Origin of the sequence: Cecembia calidifontis, assembly GCF_004216715.1 — a bacterium.
GTDB classification, from domain to species: Bacteria; Bacteroidota; Bacteroidia; order Cytophagales; family Cyclobacteriaceae; genus Cecembia_A; species Cecembia_A calidifontis.
Window position 1 is genome coordinate 2,042,586 of sequence record NZ_SGXG01000001.1, and the last position, 25,341, is coordinate 2,067,926.

The 25,341-nt window shown below is 41.5% G+C and carries 21 protein-coding genes; 12 read left to right on the forward strand and 9 right to left on the reverse strand.

The genetic code is table 11. The features are described from left to right. Positions 1 to 3: 3 nt before the first annotated feature. The 3 genes from BC751_RS08945 to BC751_RS08955 are packed head-to-tail and all read right to left on the reverse strand — an operon-like array spanning position 4 to position 6,922. Positions 4 to 954, reverse strand: coding sequence for a Smr/MutS family protein (locus BC751_RS08945; protein WP_130275248.1), 951 nt, complete (start codon positions 952 to 954; stop codon positions 4 to 6). Next, positions 951 to 2,252, reverse strand: a complete 1,302-nt coding sequence (locus BC751_RS08950) for a cryptochrome/photolyase family protein (protein ID WP_130275249.1) — start codon at positions 2,250 to 2,252, stop codon at positions 951 to 953. Before BC751_RS08950 ends, BC751_RS08945 begins: the two co-directional genes overlap by 4 nt. A gap of 47 nt (positions 2,253 to 2,299) precedes the next feature. Then, a complete protein-coding gene (locus BC751_RS08955; protein WP_130275250.1) occupies positions 2,300 to 6,922 on the reverse strand; it encodes a translocation/assembly module TamB domain-containing protein in 4,623 nt (1,540 codons plus the stop codon). A gap of 12 nt (positions 6,923 to 6,934) precedes the next feature. Here BC751_RS08955 and tsaD point away from each other — a divergent pair, with 12 nt between their 5' ends. The 6 genes from tsaD to BC751_RS08985 all read left to right on the forward strand — a co-directional run bounded on the left by tsaD (position 6,935) and on the right by BC751_RS08985 (position 13,235). Next, positions 6,935 to 7,939, forward strand: a complete 1,005-nt coding sequence (gene tsaD / locus BC751_RS08960; RefSeq protein ID WP_130275251.1) for a tRNA (adenosine(37)-N6)-threonylcarbamoyltransferase complex transferase subunit TsaD — start codon at positions 6,935 to 6,937, stop codon at positions 7,937 to 7,939. Between the two features lie 97 nt (positions 7,940 to 8,036). Further along, on the forward strand, positions 8,037 to 8,417 hold the full coding sequence (locus tag BC751_RS08965) for a transposase (protein ID WP_130275252.1): 381 nt from the start codon (positions 8,037 to 8,039) through the stop codon (positions 8,415 to 8,417). Next, positions 8,414 to 9,292, forward strand: a complete 879-nt coding sequence (locus tag BC751_RS08970; protein WP_165389788.1) for an IS3 family transposase — start codon at positions 8,414 to 8,416, stop codon at positions 9,290 to 9,292. The genes BC751_RS08965 and BC751_RS08970 overlap by 4 nt, the downstream gene beginning before the upstream one ends. Positions 9,293 to 9,641: 349 nt before the next feature. Continuing rightward, on the forward strand, positions 9,642 to 10,109 hold the full coding sequence (gene smpB / locus BC751_RS08975) for an SsrA-binding protein (RefSeq protein ID WP_130275253.1): 468 nt from the start codon (positions 9,642 to 9,644) through the stop codon (positions 10,107 to 10,109). A 56-nt stretch (positions 10,110 to 10,165) separates the two neighbouring features. Continuing rightward, positions 10,166 to 10,672, forward strand: coding sequence for an HNH endonuclease (locus tag BC751_RS08980; protein ID WP_130275254.1), 507 nt, complete (start codon positions 10,166 to 10,168; stop codon positions 10,670 to 10,672). 52 nt (positions 10,673 to 10,724) lie between these two features. Continuing rightward, positions 10,725 to 13,235 carry a hybrid sensor histidine kinase/response regulator gene (locus BC751_RS08985; RefSeq protein ID WP_130275255.1) on the forward strand — a complete coding sequence of 837 codons (2,511 nt, stop codon included), beginning with the start codon at positions 10,725 to 10,727 and terminating at the stop codon, positions 13,233 to 13,235. 1 nt (position 13,236) lies between these two features. Here the strand turns inward: BC751_RS08985 and BC751_RS08990 are convergent, their stop codons facing one another. Beyond that, positions 13,237 to 14,574 carry a sigma-54-dependent transcriptional regulator gene (locus BC751_RS08990; protein WP_130275256.1) on the reverse strand — a complete coding sequence of 446 codons (1,338 nt, stop codon included), beginning with the start codon at positions 14,572 to 14,574 and terminating at the stop codon, positions 13,237 to 13,239. Positions 14,575 to 14,694: 120 nt separating this feature from the next. Further along, the gene (locus BC751_RS21900) at positions 14,695 to 14,853 is read right to left on the reverse strand and encodes a hypothetical protein (RefSeq protein WP_165389818.1); all 159 of its coding nucleotides are present in this window, start codon (positions 14,851 to 14,853) and stop codon (positions 14,695 to 14,697) included. 279 nt (positions 14,854 to 15,132) lie between these two features. On the opposite strand from BC751_RS21900, the gene BC751_RS08995 reads away from it, so the two are divergent. After that, positions 15,133 to 17,016, forward strand: a complete 1,884-nt coding sequence (locus BC751_RS08995; protein WP_130275257.1) for an amidophosphoribosyltransferase — start codon at positions 15,133 to 15,135, stop codon at positions 17,014 to 17,016. Between the two features lie 34 nt (positions 17,017 to 17,050). Here BC751_RS08995 and BC751_RS09000 read toward each other — a convergent pair whose 3' ends face one another. From BC751_RS09000 to BC751_RS09010, 3 genes are all read right to left on the reverse strand, one after another. After that, positions 17,051 to 17,407 carry a response regulator gene (locus BC751_RS09000; protein WP_130275258.1) on the reverse strand — a complete coding sequence of 119 codons (357 nt, stop codon included), beginning with the start codon at positions 17,405 to 17,407 and terminating at the stop codon, positions 17,051 to 17,053. A gap of 24 nt (positions 17,408 to 17,431) precedes the next feature. Continuing rightward, positions 17,432 to 18,817, reverse strand: a complete 1,386-nt coding sequence (locus BC751_RS09005; protein ID WP_130275259.1) for an ATP-grasp domain-containing protein — start codon at positions 18,815 to 18,817, stop codon at positions 17,432 to 17,434. Positions 18,818 to 18,884: 67 nt separating this feature from the next. Further along, entirely contained in the window at positions 18,885 to 19,637 is a 753-nt protein-coding gene (locus BC751_RS09010; protein ID WP_130275260.1) for a sulfite exporter TauE/SafE family protein, read from the reverse strand. Positions 19,638 to 19,813: 176 nt separating this feature from the next. Between BC751_RS09010 and BC751_RS09015 the strand changes: the two genes are divergently transcribed. From BC751_RS09015 to BC751_RS09035, 5 genes are all read left to right on the forward strand, one after another. Continuing rightward, a complete protein-coding gene (locus BC751_RS09015) occupies positions 19,814 to 20,866 on the forward strand; it encodes a M42 family metallopeptidase (protein WP_130275261.1) in 1,053 nt (350 codons plus the stop codon). A gap of 523 nt (positions 20,867 to 21,389) precedes the next feature. Further along, positions 21,390 to 21,806, forward strand: a complete 417-nt coding sequence (locus BC751_RS09020) for an organic hydroperoxide resistance protein (RefSeq protein ID WP_130275262.1) — start codon at positions 21,390 to 21,392, stop codon at positions 21,804 to 21,806. After that, the gene (locus BC751_RS09025) at positions 21,806 to 22,288 is read left to right on the forward strand and encodes a glutathione peroxidase (RefSeq protein ID WP_130277543.1); all 483 of its coding nucleotides are present in this window, start codon (positions 21,806 to 21,808) and stop codon (positions 22,286 to 22,288) included. Before BC751_RS09020 ends, BC751_RS09025 begins: the two co-directional genes overlap by 1 nt. Positions 22,289 to 22,323: 35 nt before the next feature. Next, positions 22,324 to 22,761, forward strand: coding sequence for a MarR family winged helix-turn-helix transcriptional regulator (locus tag BC751_RS09030; RefSeq protein WP_130275263.1), 438 nt, complete (start codon positions 22,324 to 22,326; stop codon positions 22,759 to 22,761). Between the two features lie 184 nt (positions 22,762 to 22,945). Beyond that, complete coding sequence (locus tag BC751_RS09035) at positions 22,946 to 24,178, forward strand: NADH:flavin oxidoreductase/NADH oxidase family protein (protein ID WP_130275264.1); 1,233 nt, start codon at positions 22,946 to 22,948, stop codon at positions 24,176 to 24,178. A gap of 71 nt (positions 24,179 to 24,249) precedes the next feature. On the opposite strand, the gene BC751_RS09040 is transcribed toward BC751_RS09035, so the two are convergent. Beyond that, positions 24,250 to 25,080, reverse strand: coding sequence for a tetratricopeptide repeat protein (locus tag BC751_RS09040; protein WP_130275265.1), 831 nt, complete (start codon positions 25,078 to 25,080; stop codon positions 24,250 to 24,252). Positions 25,081 to 25,341: the final 261 nt, after the last annotated feature.

The window sequence follows — 25,341 nt, forward strand, 5'->3', positions numbered from 1 at the left end:
GGTTTAAGAAATACGTACTAAAGTGGCTCCATAGCCGAAACGGCTTTTCTGTGTATCCTGAAAGTACTTAATATTTTCCAATTGGCTAAGGTACTTGTGGATTTCTTTTCTGAGAACCCCGTTTCCGATCCCATGTATAAATGTTATTTCATCCATTCCGCTGGCGATGGCGTAATTGAGATTTTTTTCAAAAGTCTCCATTTGTAACCTGAGCATTTCCGAATTGCTCATAAAGGGATGGTCATTGGTAAGTTTTTCTATGTGAAGATCTACTTCTTTGGGTGGTTTCTTGAACTCTTGCTTTGGCGTAACAGCATGTTCATTGAGCTCCTCATTCAATTGTTGGATATCAATTTCTTTGGTTGATTCAGACATTTTGAAGACATAGCCGGATTTGTTCAGCACCGGAGCCGTGCCTTTGCTTTTGAAAAATGCAGAGGCTTTGAATTTGAGCTTTCTTTCAAAAGAAGGCTGTGTTTTTTCGATTTTTTTATGGATAGGAAAGAATTGGATCAACAATGGTGGCCATTCTTCAAATTGCTGGATGGATTTTTCTCCGATTTTTTTAGAGTTCTTGGCAGGAAGCATTTCAGCAAGAATTGTTTGCCTGTTTTCTCCATACAATTCCGAAGCGATGACCAAATAATCCCTATCAGCGTTGTTGCAAAGGTAAATACTCAGTTCCTTGTCATTGAGTGGGATATAGGCAAGAAAAACACTTTTTTCGTTGCTGTCCGTTTTTTGGGGTTTTGATCCTATCTGGCTTATTGCTTCGGGTTTTTCTCCTCCAAAATGCTGTGCCTCTACGGCAGAAATTACCACCACCTCATTTTTGAGGGCAGGGATTCTAAATCCGTCCTCAATTTCTATCTCCACTCTACCACCGGCAGAAATTTTTGTAATGATTCCTTCTTCATTGCCATGAAGCAATCTTACTCTGTCCCCTACATTCATGAATTCAAAGCGTTTTTGTATGTTTCTATTGCCCTTTCCCTGGCAAATTTATGATCTACCATGGGTTTGGGGTAAGCTGGGGTACCAAATTCAGGCACCCATTTTTTGATGTATTTGAGTTCTTTGTCAAATTTTTCTGTTTGGGAATCAGGGTTGAATACCCTGAAATAGGGCTGTGCATCTGTACCTGTTCCTGCTGCCCATTGCCAGCCTCCATTGTTGGAAGAGAGTTCAAAGTCCAGCAATTTTTTCGCAAAATAAGCTTCTCCCCATCTCCAGTCAATCAAAAGATGTTTGGTAAGGAAACTGGCGACAATCATCCTTACCCTATTGTGCATATAACCGGTTGTATTGAGTTCCCTCATTCCGGCATCTACGATGGGATAACCTGTCTTGCCTTCGCACCATTTTTTGAAATCTTCCTCGCTTCTTCTCCAGGGGATGCGGTCATATTGGGGCTTAAAGGAATGATCCACTACCTGCGGGTTATGGTAGAGAATCATCATATAAAATTCCCTCCATATCAGTTCATTGAGGTAGGTTTCGTTGAGTTCTGCTGCCTCCAATGCAAGCTTTCGTACGCTAATAGTCCCAAACCTGAGGTGAATTCCGAGTCTGCTCGTACCATTAATAGCGGGGAAATTTCTGGTTTTATCGTATTGCTTAATCAGATTTCTATTGATTTCCAAAGGAGGAACCTGAATGCTGCTCGGTTGGAATCCCATTTCCTCAAGACTTGGAATGTGCTGTGGACTAATTGGGAAAAAGTGGTTTTTTGATTTTCCGATGCTGAGTACCTGAGGAGGATTTTTCCGGAATTTTTCCAGCCAAACCTTGCTATATGGGGTAAAGACTTTGTAAAAATCACCGCTGCCATTGACAATTTCATCTTTTTCAAAAATCACCTGATCCTTGAAGTCCAGGAACTGTATGTTTTTTCCCTGAAGGACTGCCTTTACTGCTTCATCCCTCTCCTTTGCATAGGGTTCATAATCTCTATTGGTATAGACATTTTCAATGTTGTATTCGTTTGTCAGGGAGCTCCAAACATCAAGAGGTTTTCCATATTTGACCAAAATGGATGATCCAAAGCCTTTCAGCTCTTCATGAATTCTATGGATCTGCTGATGAATAAAGCTTACTCTTGCATCTGTCCTGTCTTCCAATTTATCCAGGATGTTACGGTCAAAAATAAAAAGGGGAAGTACATTTTTTTCCTGTGTCAGGGCATAGTATAGGCCGGTATTGTCTTCGATTCTCAGGTCCCTTCTGAACCAAAATATTGTGATTTTTTCCATGGTTAGATTGATTTCCTCTTAAGAATAAGCCAACTGCCAAAATTGTTTTATTCTTCTTCCTCTTTTCTGTAAATCCTATCGGGCTGGCTAAATTGATAATCCAAGGGACTGACACTGTTTTCAAGGTTTTCCAGGGGGATTGGCCTCCAGCCTCTTTCTTCCTCGAATTGATATCTCAAAAAATCATCCGTATCATTGATTCTTAGCCTTTCCGTTTCCTTCTTTTTGATTCTGGAGATCAATTCTGAGAAGGAATTGAAGGATACATATTGGGAAACAGAGATGCCATAAGTGGCCACATTCCTGGCCAAAGAAAGGGAAGTAAAAGTGTTAAAATTATTCCTGTTATAAATCCGCATCCTGTACCTTCCGTCTTCCGTGATCAAGTACTCCGCCTGCCAGTCTCCTGCAATACTGTTTAGGTCTGCATTTCCCTGCAGGTCGGTAAATCCGCCATCCCGGCTGACCCTGAGTCTACCATCCAAGAAAGTATAGGCTACCCGAAGCTGGAATGTTTCAAGGGTGTTTTGGTCCAAATTGGCCAAGTCAATATCCACCTCCAGGTTTTGGTCCACCTGGGCTATAAAACTATTCAACTGGGAAGAAAGCAGTTGGCTTAGGTTGGAGGTAGCAATATTGCCCACACCGCTGAATTGTCCTTCAGGTGAAAATGAACGCATCATGATGACAGAAAATACCTGCCGGTTTTTTTCCTGTTCGTCGTTGGCTACCCTGTTTTGGAAAGCAGAAATATAAGTTTGTACATTCCCTTCTGTGGGGAATTCCGAAAAATCAAAACTGAAAGAAATGTCCGGTGACAATAAATTTCCCTTTAAGTTCATGAGAACTTTTAATGGGAAACGTCTTCTCATCTGAGGATCTTCGATTCCTCCCACTTGAACCCGCTGCAGGCTTTGAAGAGAAACGCTTTCTTGATAGTAAGCCTTTATATCCATGACTCCCTCATAAGGGTCTCCAAACCAGGAAATTCTGCTTCCTGGCTGAACGATGAATTCCCTCCTGATTACATTGTACAAGGAGAAATTGTATTTGGCTTCTGTGATCTCGTAATTGCCCAGCATGGAAAAGTTACCTTGGGTATCAATATTCATATTGATTACTCCCCTTCCTCTTCCCTGAATATTTTCGCCGGTTCGGGGGTCAATCTGGATTTCGATGTAGGCGTCAGGAGTGACATCAAAATTAAAATTCATCCGGACATTGTTGATGGCCAGTTTTTCAACCCCTTCCACTAATTCCATTTGGACCCTACTTGTGTCTCTAATATTGATGATATTGATAAATTCTTCCTGGGCCTGTTCATTACTGCTTCCAAAAGGAATATAAATTCTTGTATTGGGCTGTGATGTTGCCCTTGCTGTAATATCCAGGTTGTTGGCGGCCCCAAAAATATTGAGCGAGCCTGTAACATATGCCGTTCCATAAAAGAGATCATTGTCCCTAATGGTGGTATTTAAAACCTGGAAATTTTCCAGGTTGGAACTGATATCGAGGATAAAGTCGGAGAAGTAATCATGGGAAATACCGCCCCGCATTCTGGCAATATTACCATTCACATCACGTAATTGTAGTTCTCTGAAGCTTATTTCATTGGGATTAAAAATTACATTGCCGTTGACCGTATAGAAAGTATTGAGGTAATTGATCAATACAGTGCCTCCATTCAGCCTTCCGGTACCCAAGACCACAGGAAAATTTATGGTTCCTTCAATGATCAACTCACCTGAAACTGTACCCCCTAATCTGGTCAGATAATCCGAAAGGAAGGGTTCTAAGACCGAAAGATCGGTGTCATTTAAGCTGGCCTTGAGTGCAAGTTCATCATCATCACTTCCCAAATAACCATTTACAGTGATTACTTTTTTATCTTCTCTAGTATTGGTCAGGTCAAGGTGGATCAACCTGTCAGAAAAATAGGTGGCTGCATCGATATCACCTACAAGGAATTTGTTGATATACATCTCCTCTATTTTGAGCTGTCCATTGACGCCGATATTTTCATAAAAATTGCTCAATCCAAATTGCCCGTTGGCATAACCTTCAAATTCTTTGGTGCTTAGGGTATTGAAAAAGTCCAGATTCAGTTCGTTGATCTGTAGGGAAAGGATGTCTTTTGGATCGGGTGAAATGGTTCCGTTGAAAGAGATGAATTGATTTTCGTTGAATAATTTGATATTGTCAAAAAGGAATGTTTTACCGGTTATATAGATCTGATTGTTATTGGCAAAACGCCAAGTTTTATCAAGGACTTTAAGCTCAGAAGGATCAAAAACAATGGTGGTATGGTCCGGATAAATGGTAATTTCACTTTTTACACGCACAAAACTCCCGGTCTCAAGCTGATCTTGCCTGTAAGTGAGGTCAATGTTTGACTCATCCCAAATGGCTTCCATGGCAAGATTGTTGAAGGTAAGTCCAGAGCTTAACATCTGTTTTTTTGAGAACACATAAAAAGATGCCAGGACTTCATCACTCACATTTAGCTTGGAAGTGTTAAAGTCCAGATTGGTATTATATAAGAAGTTGCCGTTGTAATAAATGGTATCTATACTCGAAAAAAAGTTAAGTATTGTATTGTCCGGCGTTTGGTAAAAAGCTCCTTCAATTAGCGTGTTTTTGGAAATGGAAGCTTTGGGTTCAAATAAATTGATGATCGGGTTGATGTCTATGAAATTCAGGTTAATATCAATATTGTAGGGTTCTGGTTTCGCTATTTTTTTTCTTGAAACGGGTTTTTCCGAATTGGTCAAAAGCGCAAAATATTCCTTTCCTAAAGTTTGAACGTCATTGACAAGTTCATTCACCTTGAATTTCCCGGATATGCCAGCTACCAAAAGGTCTGAATTCAGGGAAATCAAGCGGGAATCGTCAGTAAAAAGAGACTGAAAGAAAAAATTGTCAATATAGAGATTTCTTCCTTCATAGCTAAGGTTGATGTCACTGAATCTCGCTATTCCTTCGATATCATCCAAAGTGATTCCCTTGGTGTCCATGTCAACTTTTCCACTTACGAAGGTTTCACGCTCCATAAACCCAAGATTTTTGAGAAATGCGGTGTCCAATTCCACATTCAACCGGATGGAATCTTTCCCATCCCTTACATCAAGGACACCTCTGATTTCTCCTTTTAGGTTAGGGTCATTGACAACCAGTTTTCCACGGAACAAATCCTTACCATAAGTCGCATTTGTTTTGATGTTGACATAATTGTAACCATTTACCCCGGCAGTTTTAATGTCCGCATCGATTTCCAATAGGGCATTTTGTATGGAGAGGCCCCTGCCTCTTATATTTCCTGTCAGGTTGACTTTTTGAAACCTCTGCCTGTCTTCCAATAAGACTCCTATGTCCAAATTTCTGAGTTCGACCCTTCCGGTGTAGGTAGGTTCACCGTTTTCTGATCTGTAATGTAACCTTCCGATCATATTTCCTATACCTGTCCGGAAGTTGCCATTGGCTGTAAATATATGCAGATAGCCTGAAAAATCGGTGTCAAATCGGATGTCCCTGAATTTATTGATCTCTTTTCTGGCTTCATCTGAAATGTAAGGTGCGAGGTCATTGCTGTTAAGCACGGAGTTCATTAGGGACATCTGGAAAAAAGTCTCATTGATGTAGGGTAAGCCCTCTATTCTGAATTTTCCAAAAAGCGCACTCCTTAGCCCAAACCGGATGAGCAGCTGCTCGGAAGAAAAATCCGAAACAGTACCTATAACCTCTCCACTTAAGAATATCCTGTCTTCGATATTAGGCAGCTCCTCTGAAAAATACCTTAAATCCTGGATATCAAGAGCAGTTTCATCCAGTCTTGCAGTAATCCGTACCTCCTTGTTAAAGTTATTTAAGGAGCGGATGGAGTCAAAATCAAATCTCAGGTAGTTTTTGATTTCTGTTTTATTGGAGCGCAGAAAGAGGTCACTGAACTCCATGGAATTAGGCGTGTAGGTAAAATCAGTCTTAAGTTGCTGAAAAACCATTCCTGAGGTTGATTCTACCCCCCTCAGATAATTTACTTTCATTCCTATTTCAGGTCCTTTGGAATAAAAGCCGTCCACATCGGCAATCAGTTCGCGAAATCTTAGGTTGGTGTAATCAAAGCCTGAAGTGACAGGGGCTGTGACATAATTGATGATGTCCAAAGAGGTTTCCTTGAAGAAAATATTGTTGATATTGAATTTTCCTGAAGGTTGTGTAGGATCTTTTTTTCCGGGAAGTATTTCGTTGAACCTGCTGAAAAATTCGGCAATATTCATCTGGTAGTCATCGTCATGGGAAATAAGTCGGACGTAACCTTTCTCCATTTTAATTTGATCCAAGGCTGGGTTAGACCTGTCCAACAAGCCCTGCAAGGAAAAATCAATATAAACTTCCTCCAGATCTACCATGAGGCTATCCTGGTGGTCATAAATAATGACGTCTTTTAGTGACACCGCATCCCACCAGCGGATTCTGACTTTAGAAATACTTGTATTAAACCCTGTATTGTCGGTAATGTAGGTAGTCAGCCAACCTATAATTTTTGTTTGGACTGCTGGTATCTGTAGTGAAATAGCAATAAGCAAAACACCAAAAACAAGGAAAAGCAGCAGCCTAAAGGTCAGCCTTAAGGCTTTCAGTAAAATTTCCGTAACTTTCGGGTTCTTTTCCAAGGAATAAGCGCAATGAAGATCAATATACTGGCAATAGAGTCATCTTGTGATGAAACGTCAGCATCGGTAATTTCTGATGGCAAAGTACTCAATAATATAATCGCCACGCAATCAGTACACGAAAAATATGGGGGAGTTGTTCCTGAGTTGGCTTCAAGAGCCCACCAACAACACCTTATTCCTGTAGTGGCTGAGGCAATGAAAACCTCCGGCCTATCAAAAAAAGACCTTTCGGCCGTTGCATTTACAAAAGGCCCCGGACTGATGGGATCTTTGATGGTAGGTGTCTCTTTCGCCAAATCTTTTGCTTACGCCTTGGGCATCCCATTGATTGAGGTCAATCATATGCAGGCCCATATCCTGGCGCATTTTATTGAGGACCCTAAGCCCCGGTTTCCATTTATTTGTTTGACGGTGAGCGGGGGCCATACCCAATTGGTTTTGGTAAAGGATTACCTGGACATGGAGATCATTGGGGAAACAACCGATGATGCTGTCGGAGAGGCTTTTGATAAGACTGCCAAGTTGCTCGGCCTGCCTTATCCCGGAGGACCCCTGATAGATAAATATGCAAAAGAAGGCAATCCAAAAGCCTTTGAATTCCCTGTTTCAGATATTCCGGATCTGGACTTTTCTTTTTCCGGAATCAAAACGGCAGTCCTGTACTTTCTTCGGGATCAGATAAAAAAGCATCCTGATTTTATTCAGGACAATCTTGCGGATATTTGTGCTTCGGTGCAGTTCACATTGATCAAAATGTTGCTTCAAAAGTTGAAGAAGGCGGCGAAATCACATAAGATTAAGGAGATTGCGATAGCAGGTGGTGTTTCCGCCAATTCAGGGCTAAGGGAAGCCCTTCAAAAGGAAAGTAAAAAATCAGGATGGAACCTTTATGTTCCCAAATTCGAATATTGTACCGATAATGCGGCCATGATTGCCATGGCAGCACATTTTAAATTCCTAAAAGGGGAATTCTCCGGCTTGGACGTGGTGCCGGAGGCAAGGATGAGGTTTTGAGATGAAAGAAGTGGGATTTCGGAAGGCAGGTTTCGGAAAGTGATGTCACGTCCTGAAATAGCTTGACAGATTAAGTCAAACTAAAAACAGGAAAAAAATGACAAAAACGGTTCGGGAATTTAACAGGTACAGTATTAGCTTCAAGAAGCAAGTAGTAGAGGAGCTGGAAAATGGAAGTTCCTATTCTTATCTTCAAAAGAAGTATGATATTAGAGGAGCGGAGACGATCCAGAGGTGGGTCAGGTCCTTTGGCAGGGATCATTTGTTGAACAAAAGGGTTAGAATAGAGACTATGGATGAGAAGAGAAGACTTAAGGAACTGGAAGAGGAGAACAAGAGGTTAAAACTTGCCTTGGCCGATTCGATAGTTGCCAACAAGATGCTTGAGACGCTGATAGATGTTGCAAATGATGAATACAAGACGGATTTAAAAAAAAACTTTGGCAACGGACTGTTTCAAAAAGGCCTGAAGAAGTGAGCGTTAAGTCCGGTTGTACTTACTTTGGTTACAGTAGGTCAGCATATTATGGTTGGATGGACTCCAAGTTGAAGGAGGAAGCGCAATACGACCTGGTATTGGAGCTTGTCCGGGATTACCGGAGGACGCATCCGATGATGGGCACAAGAAAGCTTCAGGAGTTGATCAGAGAAGATGCGGTGAGGTTGGAGATCAGCATAGGAAGGGACAGGCTCTTTGAGTTGTTGCGTTCTGAAGGCTTGCTGGTCAAGCGCAAGAGGAAGTATGTTGTTACAACGCAGTCATTTATGCGCTACAGTAAATATGAGGATCTGTTCAATGGCAATGTCTGGACCACTGCCCATCAGGCCTGGGTTTCGGACATAACCTATATCCGTGTCGGGGATTCCTTCAGGTACCTGTATCTTATTACCGATGCATACAGCAGGAAGATAGTAGGATGGTATTTGGGGAATACGCTTGAGTCAAAATGTGCTGTAGAAGCCTTAAAAATGGCGATAGAACAATGTCCGTCAACAGAAGGCATTGTTCATCACTCAGATAGGGGCTTTCAGTATTGCAGTAAGATTTATACTGAATTACTGGAAAAGGAAGGTATAAAGTCCAGTATGGGAGAAGCAGGGAATTGCTATGATAATGCAATGGCAGAGCGGGTTAACGGGATTCTGAAGATTGAATATAAACTTGGGGACAGGTTTAAGAATCTCAAAGAAGCGTTTGCAGCAGTAAGGCATGGAGTATGGGCCTACAATGAAAAGAGGCCACATTGTTCATTAAATATGAAGAAGCCGATTGAGGTACATGAGGGACTAACAGTGTTTTCATCTCTCAAACGCAAAAGTAGCCCAAGACAGAGACCTGTCAAGGCTATATAAACGTCGCTTCGCTCCGGCCTTGACAGGTCTCCTTACTTGGGCTCTAGGGCATTTAAGAGGATTGAAAATAAAAGAAAAAACAAAGAAAAAAGTGTCAAGTAAAATCAGGACGTGACATGATGAGTCGGAGATATTGAACCATCAATAAGAAGATTAAATTTGGAGGTCGATAGGCATAAATTAAGAGGCGGGCAAAATTAGAAATGGTTCCTAAAGGAGTTTAGTGTGCCGTTTTTTTTTTGAAGAGAACAGGTTTGTGAATTCATTTGAATAGGGCTGAAGGGCTTTGATATCAAAAGGTTAGTTATAGGCCTTTTCTGAAGTTAAAGATAGAATTGCGTTAAAATCAATGGGACAGGACAAAAAGAAATTTGATAAAATCATCAATATCAGGAACAAGAAGGCAAGTTTTGAATTTGAGTTTCTGGATACTTTTATTGCCGGAATTGTACTCCGGGGAACCGAAATCAAGTCGGTGAGGGAAGGGAAGGTATCCCTTACTGAGGCATATTGTTATTTCAAAAGGGGTGATTTGTACGTGAAACAGATGCATATTGCCCCTTATTCTATGGCTGCCAGTTATAACCACGACCCGGTAAGGGAAAGGAAACTTTTGTTGAACAAAAAGGAACTGGAAAAACTGGAGTCCAAGTTTGAAGAAAAGGGTCTTTCGATAGTTCCTGTCAGGATTTTTATCAACGATAAGGGCCTAGCAAAAATGGAAATTGCATTGGCAAGAGGTAAGAAGCTCCATGACAAGAGGGAGGACATCAAATCCAAAGATATCAAAAGAGAACTGGACCGTATGAGGTTTTAAAAACAATCCCGCTGAACAACAGGTTTTTCCACTCAAAGATTTTATATTAGGGGATTATGGAAAAACGTGTTTTAGTTCTAAATCTTGATCATTCTCCTGTAGCCATAGTACCGGTTCAGAAGGCGCTCGTTTTGTCCATTTTGGAAAAAGTAAGCTGCCTGAGTTATTATGAGTCGCTCATTATCCGAACTGTCAATCAAGAGTTCAAATATCCTGCGGTCATCCGGCTCAATGAATATAAAAGCATTCCATATAAGGGCGTTTTACTCAATAGGGCCAATCTGTTCAAAAGAGATGGTCATGAATGCCAATATTGCGGATCCAGGAAACATTTGACCATAGACCATATTCTTCCCAAGTCCAAAGGTGGAAAAACCAACTGGACCAATTTGATCACTGCCTGTCACCGTTGCAATGTCAACAAGGGAGATAAAACACCGGAACAGGCAGGTTTAAGGCTCCGAAGGCAGCCATTCCGCCCCACTTTAAGTTTTTTTATTGCGGAATATGCAGAAAGGCATGCAGAGGAGTGGATGCCTTTTTTGGATGTAAGGACGGTCTGAAAAAGGCTGTTTGGAATGGAAATTGCTCCTGTTTTTATAAAATAGACCCCATTTGTTAAAAAGAAACAAAAAATATCAGGTAGGTAACAAGGTAGTCGTCGGATTCATTTTGTCGGCTTTTTTGGTAGTTTCTGTCAGTGTCATCACCTTTTACAGTATCCGTAATCTATTGAATACGGTAGAGAACCTTTCAGAACCCAATGAAAAATTGAGGCAACTAAATGGACTTTTTGCAGATGTCTACCTTTTGGATATGTCCAAAACAGAAAGGACTTCAGATAAGGATTCTGTTTTGGAGGAAACACTGAACAGCATCAAAAGGCGCTTAGATTGGTTGAAATCCCATGCCGAAGATTCCACTGAGTTTGGGAATTATGAAAAAATAAGCTTAAATATCAGTGAATTGATGGTGGTATATGCAGGGCTTGAAGAAGTGAGGTATAACCTGACAAGCAGGACCTTTAGTGAGGAAGCTTTAAGAAATATCGAAAGGAGAATCAAGAGGCAACAGGAGCGGAGTGAGATGCAGTTTTTGGGCAGGATAAGGAACAGGGATATTTTAGCGGACATCTCATTGCCCCAAAAAAATTCAGAAGAGACAGAGTCAGAAATGAAACCAATTGAAATTGACGGATTTCAGGAGGAATTATTGGACATGGTCAAAAACCTGGAAGAATTGCAGTCTATTTCGGTGCAGGGAAAATCCAATACAGAATCTACGGAGAATGCCCTGGAAGCAATAAAGGCTTATATGACAGAGATGTTCAAAGATGAGCAGCGTCTCCAAAGAAATTTTGTGAGCTTGGAGGAAAGGCTTATCAATAAGAACAAAGAAGTGTTTTCCCAGATTCAGGGATTGATTTCTATCCTTCAGGGTGATCTTTTGGCTACTTACAGAAATAAGACCCAATCTGCTTACAGCCTGACTTATACTGTCTCTACTATTTTGGCGGTAATGGTGTTTTTCGGTGTGGTAGGTTCAGTAGGATTTATTTATAGCATCTTGAATGAGGTCAAAAAGGCCAATTCATATAGAGAACGTTTGGAAGAGGCTAAGATGGCCTCAGATAAATTGGCCAAAGCCAAACAGGACTTTTTGGCAAATATGAGTCATGAGATCAGGAATCCCCTTCATGCCATTCAAGGGTATCAAGAGGCTTTGGATAAAACCAAATTGAATGCCCAGCAGAGGGAATTTGTCAATATGATCGGTTTTGCATCCGGTACACTTATCGGCATCGTCAATGATATCCTGGATTTTTCAAAATTGGAGGCCGGTAAGATTCAGATAGAAAAAGAGCCATTTGATCCCATGCAGCTTTTTCTTTCCATCAAGAATTTTTATGCCCTCAAAGCATCTGAAAAAGGCTTGGTGTTTCGATGGGAATTTGACCTTCCTGAAGGGAAGTTTTTAATAGGAGATCAGCTCCGGATCAACCAGATTTTAAATAATTTATTGAGTAATGCCATCAAATTTACCCAAAAAGGAGGAGTAGAGGTGGTAATAGCCTATGATGAACTTGGCCAGCTGAAAATCCGCGTCAAAGATTCCGGAATGGGAATGTCGGAAGAAGTCAAGTCAAGGGTTTTTAAAGAGTTTGACCAGGGAGACACCTCAGTAACGAGAAAATATGGCGGTACGGGCTTAGGTCTTTCCATCATCAAGAAGTTGGTGGAACTCCAGGAAGGTTCTATTGTATTTGACAGTGCGGAAGGTAAAGGAACTGTATTCGAAGTAAAAATACCGGTAGGCCTTTCAGAAGCTGTTTCGGCCGGGTCAATCCAACAAATCGCGGTTCTTCCTTCTTTAAAAGGCCTAAACGTCCTCTTGGTAGATGATGACCCAGTGGGTCTCAAATTGCTGAAAATGTTGTTGGAAGCGAATGGGGCAAAGATCACTTCCTATTGTGGAGGTATCGATTTCAGGGAAAATTTCAAGGAGGAGGATTTTGACCTTGGGATATTGGATATTCAGATGCCGGAGGTCAGTGGTTATGATGTCCTTCATATGATAAAAGGTAGGGTAAAATATGCTGAACTACCCGTAATAGCCATGACTGCCAATGTTTTTGCTGGAGAAGAAGAGAGCCTGAAAAGTAGAGGTTTCCAAGCTTTGATTTTGAAGCCCTTTGGAGAAGAAGCTGTCCTCTCCAAAATAGGAACATTATTGAAGGCCCAGCCGGAATTGGTCAATCAGTCTGTTATGGGACATCGGGTGGTGGGGAATTATGACATTTCTGACCTGGAAAAATTCTGTATGGGAGACGAGGAGATGCTTACAGAGGTGCTTACAGATATCATTTCGGTAACCAGTCAGAACCTAGTGGATCTGGAAGCGGCAATAACAAAAAATGACCTCAATAAAATTATGGAAATTACCCATCAATTAGGAAGCCGCCTTTCCCAAATCAAGGCTGATGAAGGGGTTTTGGCCAGGTCTATTGAAACTGCTATCAAAGAAAACCGCACAGATATGATCAGGGAGGATGTTGATAAACTTTTGGCCATGTCACATAAACTGATAGAAACCCTCAGGGAGGATTTTAATGTGGGCGTTTCCTGATTTAGGTCAGGTCATATTTTTGCATTTTATTGTAGAGCGTTTTTCTATCAATTCCCAGTAGCTTGGCAGTTTGGCTTTTATTGAATTTGGTTTCCATTAAAGTTTTTTGAATCAGTTCTTTTTCCTGTTGTTCCAGGCTTTTTGTGCTTCCATCTTCTTGCTGTGAATGGGTTTGCCTTGATGTTTCCATAATTTCAATCGGTAAAAGATCGGGAGTTAAAGTATTTATAGTAGAAAGCAGGACGGCTCTTCTGATGACATTTTTAAGTTCTCTTAGATTTCCAGGCCAGGAGTACTCCCGGAGTATCCTGAATGTTTCTTCAGAAATCCCTGATACCGATTTTTTTAATCGGATGTTGCTTTGATGGATAAAAAAGTTGATGAAGCGTTTTAAATCTTCCTTTCTTTCCCGTAATGATGGAATACTAATTGAAAATTCATTTAGTCTATGGAATAGGTCTTCCCTAAATCCGCGATCTATTCCCCCAGCCTTCAAAGGTTCATTGGTAGCAGCAATGATTCTTGCATTGATTTGGATTTCTGTATTGGAACCGATCTTTCTGATTTTCCTCTCCTCAATAGCCCTTAAAAGCATCATTTGGGTTTCAGGTCCCAGATTTCCAACTTCATCCAAGAAAAGTGTGCCTCCATTGGCCCTTTCAAAGTGTCCGGTCTTATTGTCAATGGCTCCTGTAAAAGAGCCTTTGACATGACCAAAAAGTTCGCTGGAGGCAAGTTCCGATGGTATGGCCCCGCAGTCAACGGCAATAAAAGGACCGTTTTTTCTGGAAGAAAGATGATGGATTTTCTTGGCCACAAATTCCTTGCCTGTACCTGTTTCACCCAAAATCAACACATTCAGGTCAGTTGGGGCAATCAGGGCTATTTGTTCTTCCAACTTTTTGGCATTGTCGCTGGAACCCTCAATATATTCTTGATTTTGATATGATTCAGAACCCCCATATGCATCAAGGTTTTCTCCGGTCATCAACGCCTCCCTGACAGATTCCAATAATTCTTCCGGATTGATGGGTTTGGTGATATAGTCTGTGGCTCCTATTTTCATTGCTTTCACTGCAATCCTTATGTCAGAGTAACTTGTGATCAGGATAACTTTTAGAGAAGGTTGTACTTTGAGTGTAAAATCTAAAATTTCCATTCCATTTCCATCTGGCAATCTATAATCAGTAATTATCAAATCAGGCCACCCTGACCGTATAATGCTGATTCCATCGGAAACTTTTTGGGAAGACCTGACCTCAAAACCATTATTTTCCATGAAATTCTGAATAATCCTCGAGTAACTGAGATCGTCTTCTATCAAAAGTATTTTTGCCATCTTTCACTCCAAATTTTCACTAAGCTAAAAAAAATAAGGCAAAGGGATAATTCCAATGCCTTTTTAAGAAAGAGTTGGTTGGTTTATCTGAATATTTTTCGGCCTTTGGGTTGGAATCAATCAAGGGGTATAGAATTTTCTTTCGAGTTCTTCCGTATAAAATTGATTCGCTTTTTGTTCAGTATGCGCCATGGATTTGACCTGCAGCTTTTGATAAGATTTTATGCCAAGCAGTAGCCAGAAACTTCCCAATAAAAAGATGATTACTCGTTTTTTCATGCATTAATTATTGCATCAGTCATGCCAATATGGAAAAAGTCTTTTTTCTGGGTTTTTGGCCAATTCTTCCAATGGAAGGCTGTAGAATATTTCCCCATTGGGGATTTATTACACAGGTTTTTAAAAGAAAAACATTGAGTAATTACCGAAGATGCATAAGGTCAATCGAGGTATTCGAGGCAATTGTCAAAATAAAAAGTAAACCAATTATTTATTAGCTCTGTAAACTTCTAAAAAAGAGCTAACTTTGCAGCATCAGAATATTTCACCCCAAACCCAATGAGTGACCAAATCAAACATGAATGTGGTATTGCCATGATAAGGTTGAGGAAAGATCCGCAATACTACATCGATAAATACGGTTCCCCACAATATATTCCCAATAAGCTTTATGTCCTGATGCAGAAGCAGATCAACAGGGGACAGGATGGCGCTGGGGTTGCCAATATCAAGATCAATACCAAGCCGGGCACAAGATATATCAGCCGATATCGTTCCATTGAACCACAAGCGGTGAATGATATCTTTGAAAAAATCCAAAAGAAATACAAAAAGGCGAGAAAACAGGGAGGGGATCAGGCTATGTTAGACGCCAATTGGCTCAAAGATAACATTGCATTCACCGGGGAACTTTGGTTAGGGCATCTAAGGTACGGGACACATGGTGAAAACAGTATTGAAACCTGCCATCCATTTTTGAAGCAAAATAACTGGAGGAGCAGGAACCTGGTGATGGCCGGGAATTTCAATATGACCAATGTGGAGGAGCTTTTTGGAAAACTTGTCCAATTGGGTCAGCACCCGAAAGAAAAAACCGATACTGTCACTGTTATGGAGAAGATCGGGCACTTTTTGGATGAAGAGAATCAGCGGATTTTTGATAAATACAAACATCAGTACTCTAACGAACAGATCACCGCAGTAATCGAAAACGAATTGGATGTTGCCAGGATACTTAGAAGGTCCTGTAGGGATTTTGATGGTGGCTATGCAATGGCTGGGTTGATTGGTAATGGATCCAGCTTTGTTGTAAGAGACCCTTCCGGAATCCGTCCTGCTTACTATTATGCCGATGAGGACATCATTGTCGTGGCGTCAGAAAAGCCGGCTATCAAGTCAGCGTTCAATATTGATTACAAGCAAATTAAAGAAATTCAGCCAGGCTATGCGCTGGTGATCAATAAAGACGGCTCCTACGGAGAGCATGAGATATTGCCTGCCAGGGAGAAAAAATCCTGCAGCTTCGAAAGAATCTATTTTTCAAGAGGAACAGATCCTGATATTTACAGGGAAAGAAAAATGCTGGGAAAGGCACTGGTACCACAGATTCTTCAGGCCATAGATTTTGACCTAAAAAACACAGTGTTTTCTTATATCCCCAATACTGCGGAAACAGCCTTTTTGGGTATGATTGAGGGTTTGGAAGATTATTTGTGCGCCAAAAGAAAAGAAGTTCTACTCGATGGAAAGCCTCACCTTGAAGACTTGGAATCTTTGTTAAGTTTCAGGCCAAGGGTAGAAAAGCTGGTCAGCAAAGATGTGAAATTAAGGACCTTCATCACCAATGATTCTGACAGAGATGCCATGGTGGCCAATGTTTACGACACGACTTATGAAGTAGTAAGGGCCGGTATAGATACTTTGGTGGTGATTGATGACAGTATCGTCAGGGGTACGACTTTGGAAAAGAGTATTCTAACCACTTTGGATAAACTGAATCCAAAAAGGATTGTCATAGTTTCTTCTGCACCACAGATCAGGTTTCCCGACTGTTATGGTATTGACATGTCCAAAATGAAGGAATTCATCGCTTTCAGGGCAACAGTAGAGTTATTGAAAGAGAAAGGCATGTCCTACATGATGGAGGAAGTATATGAAAAATGTACTACCCAACAGATATTGACAGAAAATTATGTCAAGGCATTGTATGCTCCATTTACTGACCAGGAAATCTCGGATAAAATCGCCGAGATTATCACCACGCCTGAAATCCGCGCAGAAGTCAAAGTCATTTACCAGACAGTAGATAACCTTCACAAATGTATCCCGGACCATCTGGGTGATTGGTATTTTACAGGAGACTATCCCACTTCCGGTGGCATGAGGGTAGTTAACAGGGCCTTTGCCAATTTTATGGAAGGGAAAGCTGTAAGGGCTTATTGATAGATATAAACCGCTTGAAAATCAAGCGGTTTTTTTATTCAAATCCAAGAATAACCTGGAGCAGTTCATCAGGATTGATCGGTTTGGAAATAAAAGCATCCGCGCCTGAATCAATGGCCTTTGAAGCTACATCTTGATCTCCATAACGGGTAATTAGGACTATTTTGGATTTTGGATTTTTTCTTTTTACTTCCCTGAGGATTTCAATCCCAGTCATATCAGGAAGCCTGTAGTCCAGCACGGCCAATTCAAAAGTATTGAGATTGACAAGCTCAAGGGCATCTTTACCTGATTGGGCGTCCATCACTTCAAATCCATTTTTCCTGAGGAATCTGGTGAGAAGTTTACAGAATACAACATCGTCTTCAACTATCAATATTTTCTTATCCATCTTTTGCGGGCTTACAGGGTTAAATTAAAGATTTGATCGTTTGTCACCAAAGGTTTTGATGGCATTTTGATCAATGGCATAGACAGCCATGGCACTTTGGACAAATCCCTTTATAAGTTCATCTATTCCCAGTCCCAACTGTCCAAAATTCCTGATGTCAAAAAGCATCAGCCTTTCATCTGCATAAGTCCAACCATCTTCTCCTTTGATGGAAAGATTGGTTCCATACACTTCCCAGGAGTTCATATTTTCAGGAAGGTTTTGGTTGAGCGGAAATCTCGATCTTCGGGAATAAACTGCCAGAGGTCTTATGCCTTCCTCTGTTGCATGCATCATCAGCCTAAGGTCAAATGCAAAGGACCTTCCTTTGTTATCAGGGATGGTGCCTACATGATACCAGGATTTTTCAGGGTCAAGCCCTTTACTGTAGTTGCTGTGGATCAGTTGCTGGACCAGATATCGATCTTTGGCACTGATTTTTCCCAAAGCTTCATCAAGTTCTTTTTTACTGATTATAGTATAGACCCCCTGTCCTGCATTGGAATCAGGGACTTTGATAACCATACTTCCGCCAAGTTTTTCAAAATAATGAGGTAAGTCCTGATAGCTTACATTCCTGTAAGTCTCCGGTGTGAAAATCTGGATTCCCCTTTGAGTAAATTGTTCGTTAAATTCATCATAAGCAAGGCTTGCTACCTCTTTGTTTCTACCCCCCGCAAGACAGGCTTCGATGGGGTTAAGTAGGAGGGTTTTGGAGTTTTTAGGGATTCTTGTCCAAGGTTCTTGGGTGACATAACGAAAGGCAGCCCTGATTGGAGTCCATGCTTCTTTTTCATTTTTGATACAGAGCTTGTTATCAAAGAATTTAGCAGGAGGGTCCTGATCATTTTTTTCAAATTTGGCCAAGTAGACGTTTTCGCCAAAAATATCGGCAATGGTAGCTGCATAACCTATATTTTCCATGGGATTCTTGTCATAAATGACCGCGAGGGATCCCTCTTCTTTTCCGTTGTCAACCAGGGGTTTAAATGTTTTTTCAATCAATCTTTTATATCCTCCCTGCTCCACATTGAGATCCAGGAGGGGCATGGATTTCTGACCGGAAGGGCAGGAATTGGTTTCGATGACCGTAAGCCTTCTGTTTCCTTCAAGATTAGTGACATGCATCAGGTCTGTACCTGCCCATTTGAAATATTGCGGTTGGTATTTAAGGATCTCCATGATGGCATCGGCGTCGGAGGAGGGGTGCAGTCGATGGTATCTTTCCACCATTTGCTCGTGGGAAAGATTCAGAAAATAGGCAACCAAGGGATGGATATTTGAATTCAGAACCTGTGGATACCAATGGTCTGTGGGCTCAAAGTCCCCAGGTTCCACTAAATGCACATTTTTTGAAATCGATAATTTCATATATCAGAATAATTTTTGCTTCAATTCATTTTTTTGAAAACAGAGATTCATCATACACGTCTTGAGATCAGATCATGGCAACCCAGTCAATGATAAATTCCCTGTTTTTCCATATCATTAAAATCCCACTGAGTACCATACTTGCCACGACAATTTTTCTGAAGATCATTTCAGACATTTTGGCAAGGATGAGTTTGCCGAAATAAACCGCAATCATTGATGATACCCCTATCAATAGCCCGTACTTGACCACTTCACCGGTCACATATCCGAAATAGGCATAGCTGATAATTTTGGTGATATGAAGCAGGATGGCATTGGCACTTCTAGTGCCCAACAGAGACTCTTTACTCATCCCATAATTCAAATATGCGGAGTTCATCAATGGTCCTACTCCTCCGATCAAGCCTGAAAGGAAAGAAACCACCAGTCCCATAGGTGCGAAATGCCAGGCTTTGACTTTCCAGCCGGTCCTTTTCTCCGTTTTATTCCATTGAAAAACGGTAGATATCAACAGCAAGCCGATTAGAATCTGTAAATAATCAGAAGAAAGACTAGCAAACATCCTCGCTCCCAAAATGGAACCGATGATTGTCGAAGGGAAAAGCCAAGCGAAGAGTTTCCAATCGATGTATCTCCGAAAAAAGAAGACTTTGGAGGTACTGCTCATACCGATACTAATGGCCATTACCGGGGCTACTGCTTTCACCCCCACTACCCATGCCACTAATGGCATCAACAATAAACTTGCTCCTCCACCGGTAAGCGTACTTAAAATAAATACAACAAATGCGCCTAAGAGCACCAATATTATCTGCATAAATCAATTTGATTATAGGCTTTCCTTTAAAATTCTGCCAATTTGGATTAATTTTATAAGAAAAAACTGTACCAGAATGATCCTTTGTGGCTCTGGTTGTTTCTTTTGAAAAAAAATTGAGTGGGGAAAATTTCCCCAAATTGAGGCTTTAAGATCATAACCGAAAAAATCCAAATATGGAAATCAATGTCAACCTTTTGAAAGAAATCTGTGAAACCCCTGGTGCTCCGGGCTATGAGAAACGAATCAGGGATTTAGTAGTCCAGTTGGTCAGTCCATGGGTAGATGAGGTCAAAACGGACAATATGGGGAATGTGATTACTGTTAAAAGATCTAAAAAAAATCCGGGAGGTAAAAAAATCATGGTGGCTGCCCATATGGATGAGATCGGGTTCATTGTCACCCATATTGATGATAAGGGGTTTGTCAGATTTCATACCTTGGGCGGATTTGATCCCAAAACACTTACTGCCCAAAGGGTTATCGTTCACGGGAAAAAGGATTTAGTGGGTGTCATGGGAAGTAAACCTATCCATGTCATGACTGCTGAGGAAAAAAATAAATTGCCGCAAACGACTGATTTTTTTATTGATCTGGGGATGACCAAGGAGGAGGTGGAGAAGTATATTTCCATTGGAGATACCATTACCAGGGATAGGGAGTTGATAGAAATGGGGGACTGTGTCAACTGCAAATCCATTGACAATCGGGTCGCGGTTTACATTTTGATAGAAACCTTGAAAAATCTGCAGGATCCTGCTTATGATGTACATGCTACCTTTACAGTGCAGGAAGAAGTTGGGCTGAGAGGAGCCAATGTGGCCGCACATGGCATCAATCCGGATTTTGGTATTGCTTTGGATACGACCATTGCTTTTGATGTTCCGGGCGCCCAGCCACACGAAAAAATAACCGAATTAGGTAAAGGAACAGCGATCAAAATCATGGATGCCTCCACTATCTGTGATTACAGGATGGTGGCTTTCATGAAGCAGACGGCTGACAATCACCGCATCAAATGGCAGCCGGAAATTTTGACGGCAGGTGGTACCGATACGGCAGGTGTGCAGCGAATGGGAAAGCAGGGTGCCATTGCAGGGGCCATTTCCATTCCGACCAGGCACTTGCATCAGGTCATTGAAATGGCACATAAAGAGGATATTGCCAATAGCATTCTATTGTTGAAAGCCTGTTTAGAAGAAATGGACAGGTATGATTGGGGGCATTGATTTTTTTGGGCAAAGGGGAAAAGGCTTTCATTGCTCAGATGGGTTGCTAATGTCAAAGGCTTTCCCTTGTCATTTCGAACGCGGGAAGAAATCTATTTTATGGAATAAAACAGAATGACAGAGATTTCTCCTCCTCGTTCCTAGTCGTCGAAATGACAAGGATAGGCTTTTTTAAATAGCTGGCCTTTTGCTGATGGATGGCTTTGTTTCCGTATTGATTCAAAAAAGAAAAAGTTATCCTTCCCAAGCAGGGTAACTTTAAGCAAAGACTTTTCTTTGTCATTTCGAACGCAGAAGCCTGTCCCGCAGCATTGCGGGAAGAAATCTCAAAACCCTAAACTGAAGCCCTTAGATTTCTCAGTCGTTCCTCCTTCGAAATGACAAGGGAGAGGCATATTTGAGTAGCTGTCCTTTTGCTGATGGATGACTTGATTCTAATTTTATTAAAAAGAATTGTCATTATAAAAACATTTTCCTGCCAAACCCTGTTGTTATATCGCGTGCGATATAAATAAAAAACTATATGCAAAAGTTATTTGAAACTGCCGCCTATGCAGTCGGCGGAAGAAATGGGAGGGTTAAGTCCCTTGATGGTGTATTGGACCTTGAGGTGCGCTTACCCAAAGTTTTTGGTGGGGTAGGGGGTGCTTATACCAATCCCGAGCAGTTGTTTGCGGCCGGTTATGCAGCCTGCTTTGACAATGCCCTGAATTACATTGCCAAGAGCCAAAGGTTGGCCATTTCTTCTAAAGTCACGGCACATGTGGCCCTGATTCAGGGAACGCCTACGGCTTGGGACCTGGATGTGACTTTGGATGTTGAGATCAATGGACTGGAAGAAGCAGAAGCAAGGAAATTACTGGACCTTGCCCATGAAAGCTGTCCTTACTCCAGGGCCATTAAGGGAAATGTGGATGTTAAAATTAATCTGATTGGATGATGGGACCTACCTTTTATGATTTCAAAGCCAAGACCCTTCAGGGTAAAGAAATATCCATGGAGGAGTTTAAAGGAAAAACCATCCTAGTGGTCAATACGGCCAGTCAATGTGGCCTGACCCCACAATACGAGGGCCTGGAAAAACTTTACGAAAAGTACAAAGACAAAGGATTGGTGATCCTGGGTTTCCCCTGTAATCAATTTGGCAATCAAGAGCCAGGTGATGAAAAATCCATCGCCCAAGGCTGTGTCCTGAATTATGGGGTGACTTTTCCAATGTTTTCCAAGGTGGATGTCAATGGCAATAATGCCCATCCGATTTTCAAGTACCTGAAAAGCAAGTTGGGCTGTATATTGGGTTCAAGGATCAAATGGAACTTTACCAAGTTTTTGATAGATGAAAAAGGAAGGCCGGTCAAGCGTTTTTCTCCAATTACCAAGCCTGAAGCCATAGACGCTTATTTAAGTAAGAAACTGGGCTAAGGGAATGATGTTGATCCATTCCATTGTACGAGACCATGGAACAGCTTAAACTTGAGAACCAGATTTGTTTTCCCTTTTATGCCATCTCCAGGTTGATCACCCGGGCGTATCAGCCTTATCTGGAAAAATTGGGGATTACCTATCCACAGTACCTGGTCCTTCTGGTGCTTTGGGAAAAAGATGGCGTGGCGGTTCAGACTGTTTCCGATAAACTCATCCTGAATACCAATACGGTTACGCCCTTGTTGAAAAGAATGGAAGCCATGGGTCTGATCAAAAGGGAAAAGGCGAAGGATGATGAAAGAAAAGTATTGATCTACCTGACCCAAGAGGGGAAAGCATTACAAGCTTCAGCGGCATCAGTCCCTGAAAAATTGATGGAAAACATGGGGGATATGGCGTTTGAATTGGAAGAGTTGGTTGGTGTGCGGGATAAAATTCAAAAATGGATAGGATGTATGGGGAATAAATAAAATGCAAGGGGCAAATGGAAGGAATAGTTCTTTGCAATTTTCATTTTCTAAGTAGGTCTGATATTTATGATATTGGATATGATTAGATATTGGATCCATGTAAAATGGTACGCTTGCTCCTTCCGTTTCCAATTTATTTTAAGTATTTAGTCAAATATCTTTACCTCCAAACCACACAAAATCTATGAATCCTTTGGATCAACCCCTCACACTTCCCTGTGGGGCAGTCATTAAAAATAGAATTTTTAAATCTGCTATGAGTGAAGGTTTGGGCGAAAAGGGAGGGGCTCCCAAGCCTTCTTTGGCCAAATTGTACCGGATCTGGGCAGAAGGAGAGATTGGTTTATGTGTTACGGGCAATGTAATGGTGGACCAGAGGGCTTTGGGAGAACCTGGAAATGTGGTCATCGAAGATGAAAGAAATTTAGCATCCCTGCGGTTTTGGGCCGAGCAGGCCCAGCTGAATAATACACATTGTTGGGTGCAGCTGAATCATCCCGGCAAGCAGGCCCCGAAAGGACTAAATAGGGAAAATGTGGCACCTTCTGCCATTCCCTTTCGCAAGGACATGCAGGCCTTCTTTGAAACCCCAAGAGAATTGAAAGAGGAAGAAATTTGGGAGATTATTGACAGGTTTGGAAAAGCTGCTGAAATAGTTAAAAAAGCCGGTTTCTCCGGAGTGCAGATTCATGGGGCACATGGTTATTTGGTCAGTCAATTTTTATCTCCAAAGCACAATCAAAGGGAAGATGCTTGGGGAGGTAGTCCCGAAAAACGCAGAAAATTTGTTGTAGAGGTTTACAGGTCGATGAGGAAAGCCGTAGGTCATGATTTTCCGGTTGGTATTAAGCTGAATTCTGCAGACTTTCAAAGAGGGGGCTTTACGGAAGAAGAATCCTTGGAAACCATTCGCGTTTTGGCCGGCATGGGAATTGATCTGATTGAAATATCAGGAGGGACATACGAGGCCCCCGCCATGGTAGGGAGTAAGGCCAGTCAAAGTACTTTGGAAAGAGAGGCTTACTTTATGGATTTTGCGGTTAAGGTCCGTAAATCAGTCGATGTTCCTTTGGTCCTGACAGGAGGTTTTAAAACCTATCAAGGGATGGCTGGAGCCATTGAATCCGGAGATGTGGATATGGTCGGTTTGGCCCGTTTATTGGCTATCGAACCTGATGCTGCCAAGAAACTCTTGCAGGGTAAAAATCCATCCCAAATCATTCAAAAAGTTAAAACCGGCTTTGGGCCTATTGACCGTATGAGTGTAATGGAAACAGTCTGGTACAGGGAGCAGTTGGAGCGGATCGGGGAAGGTAAGGGTCCGAAGCCCAATTTGTCTGCTTTTTGGGTGTTTTTGAAGTATATGTTTCGGTTTGTGTTTAAAAGGAAAGGGGTTTGGAAGGAGAGGGCAAGTTAGAGCCTTGTGTCAAAAAATTTTACCAAATGAGCGAAATCGGATATTTATAGATATTAAGATATGGATTGATATTAATTTTCAGAGATTCCTAATTGATCATGAATCTTTTTTTGGAGGCGTTGGGCAATAACATGTTTAGGGTCCAAGTTTAGGGTTTTGTCGATGAGCATGGCAGCTACTTCATATTCCCCTTTTTCAAAAGCGATGTACCCATAGGTAAAAGGAATAATGGGTAAATCGGGATTGTCAAGGCGTTTTTCCAGTTGAAGGGCGGTTTTGAGGGCCAGTTCAAATTGCTTGGTTTCTGACAATAATTGGGCTTGGTAACTGATAAGAAAGGGGATTAATTCATTCCCATTTTTCCTGTGTTTTTCCAAACTGTCCAAACCTGCTTGTGCGCCGTAAATTCCATGGATCACCTCAATGTATTCTGCATGTACGTACCGTTCATAAGGATAATGTTTGAGGAATTCCGAAAAATGTTGCTCTGAGATCCGGTAAAAACTTTGAACTTTTTCGGGTGTATTCGGAATGCCCCTGTCCCTGGCATCGATGATTTCCAGGCTGGTGAGATACACCTCCAATAAGTCTTTTTCCCAGTCATTCAATTTTTCTTTTTGTTGTTGGAGTTTGGTGAAAATGGCAGCCCTTTCTTCGGGAACATGACTGATTCTACCCACTTGGCTCCAGCCTAAGTGAAAATCCGGGTCTAAAGCCACCGCCAGTCTGAAAGCATCTTCCGCTTTTTGCCATTTTCCTTTGTCCAAAATGTATTCCCAACCTTGTTCATAATACTTCAATGCCTCGGCATTGTTGGCGCCATAACTAAACCTTTTTTCCTGGCCATGGCTGAATTGGCTCAGGAAGGTTAGTAAGAAAAAACTGAATAATGCTTTAATCATTTCAGGTAAATTTAAACCAAATTATGATTTAGTATGAGTAATAACTTTCGGGCCGAGTAATAGAAACTCTAATGCTAACTCCATTTTACTTGGCTTTATCTGGCATAAATAAATATTACACTTCAACCCGTCTGAGTAAATTGAAGGGTTACTTTCTTTTGTCACTTTTTGTCTTGATACAAAAAGTAACCAAAAAGATCAAGACGACGGAATCCTATCAGCCCGCAAGGCTAGAGCCAGCCCGGTCCGTCGTCATTCCTC

What these genes read in the sequence shown, in the direction of transcription:
- BC751_RS08945 (WP_130275248.1), bottom strand. Translation starts at nt 954, where the DNA reads ATGAATGTAGGGGACAGAGTAAGATTGCTTCATGGCAATGAAGAAGGA.
- BC751_RS08950 (WP_130275249.1), bottom strand. Translation starts at nt 2,252, where the DNA reads ATGGAAAAAATCACAATATTTTGGTTCAGAAGGGACCTGAGAATCGAA.
- tsaD (WP_130275251.1), top strand. Translation starts at nt 6,935, where the DNA reads ATGAAGATCAATATACTGGCAATAGAGTCATCTTGTGATGAAACGTCA.
- BC751_RS08965 (WP_130275252.1), top strand. Translation starts at nt 8,037, where the DNA reads ATGACAAAAACGGTTCGGGAATTTAACAGGTACAGTATTAGCTTCAAG.
- smpB (WP_130275253.1), top strand. Translation starts at nt 9,642, where the DNA reads ATGGGACAGGACAAAAAGAAATTTGATAAAATCATCAATATCAGGAAC.
- BC751_RS08980 (WP_130275254.1), top strand. Translation starts at nt 10,166, where the DNA reads ATGGAAAAACGTGTTTTAGTTCTAAATCTTGATCATTCTCCTGTAGCC.
- BC751_RS08990 (WP_130275256.1), bottom strand. Translation starts at nt 14,574, where the DNA reads ATGGCAAAAATACTTTTGATAGAAGACGATCTCAGTTACTCGAGGATT.
- BC751_RS21900 (WP_165389818.1), bottom strand. Translation starts at nt 14,853, where the DNA reads ATGAAAAAACGAGTAATCATCTTTTTATTGGGAAGTTTCTGGCTACTG.
- BC751_RS08995 (WP_130275257.1), top strand. Translation starts at nt 15,133, where the DNA reads ATGAGTGACCAAATCAAACATGAATGTGGTATTGCCATGATAAGGTTG.
- BC751_RS09000 (WP_130275258.1), bottom strand. Translation starts at nt 17,407, where the DNA reads ATGGATAAGAAAATATTGATAGTTGAAGACGATGTTGTATTCTGTAAA.
- BC751_RS09005 (WP_130275259.1), bottom strand. Translation starts at nt 18,817, where the DNA reads ATGAAATTATCGATTTCAAAAAATGTGCATTTAGTGGAACCTGGGGAC.
- BC751_RS09010 (WP_130275260.1), bottom strand. Translation starts at nt 19,637, where the DNA reads ATGCAGATAATATTGGTGCTCTTAGGCGCATTTGTTGTATTTATTTTA.
- BC751_RS09015 (WP_130275261.1), top strand. Translation starts at nt 19,814, where the DNA reads ATGGAAATCAATGTCAACCTTTTGAAAGAAATCTGTGAAACCCCTGGT.
- BC751_RS09020 (WP_130275262.1), top strand. Translation starts at nt 21,390, where the DNA reads ATGCAAAAGTTATTTGAAACTGCCGCCTATGCAGTCGGCGGAAGAAAT.
- BC751_RS09025 (WP_130277543.1), top strand. Translation starts at nt 21,806, where the DNA reads ATGGGACCTACCTTTTATGATTTCAAAGCCAAGACCCTTCAGGGTAAA.
- BC751_RS09030 (WP_130275263.1), top strand. Translation starts at nt 22,324, where the DNA reads ATGGAACAGCTTAAACTTGAGAACCAGATTTGTTTTCCCTTTTATGCC.
- BC751_RS09035 (WP_130275264.1), top strand. Translation starts at nt 22,946, where the DNA reads ATGAATCCTTTGGATCAACCCCTCACACTTCCCTGTGGGGCAGTCATT.
- BC751_RS09040 (WP_130275265.1), bottom strand. Translation starts at nt 25,080, where the DNA reads ATGATTAAAGCATTATTCAGTTTTTTCTTACTAACCTTCCTGAGCCAA.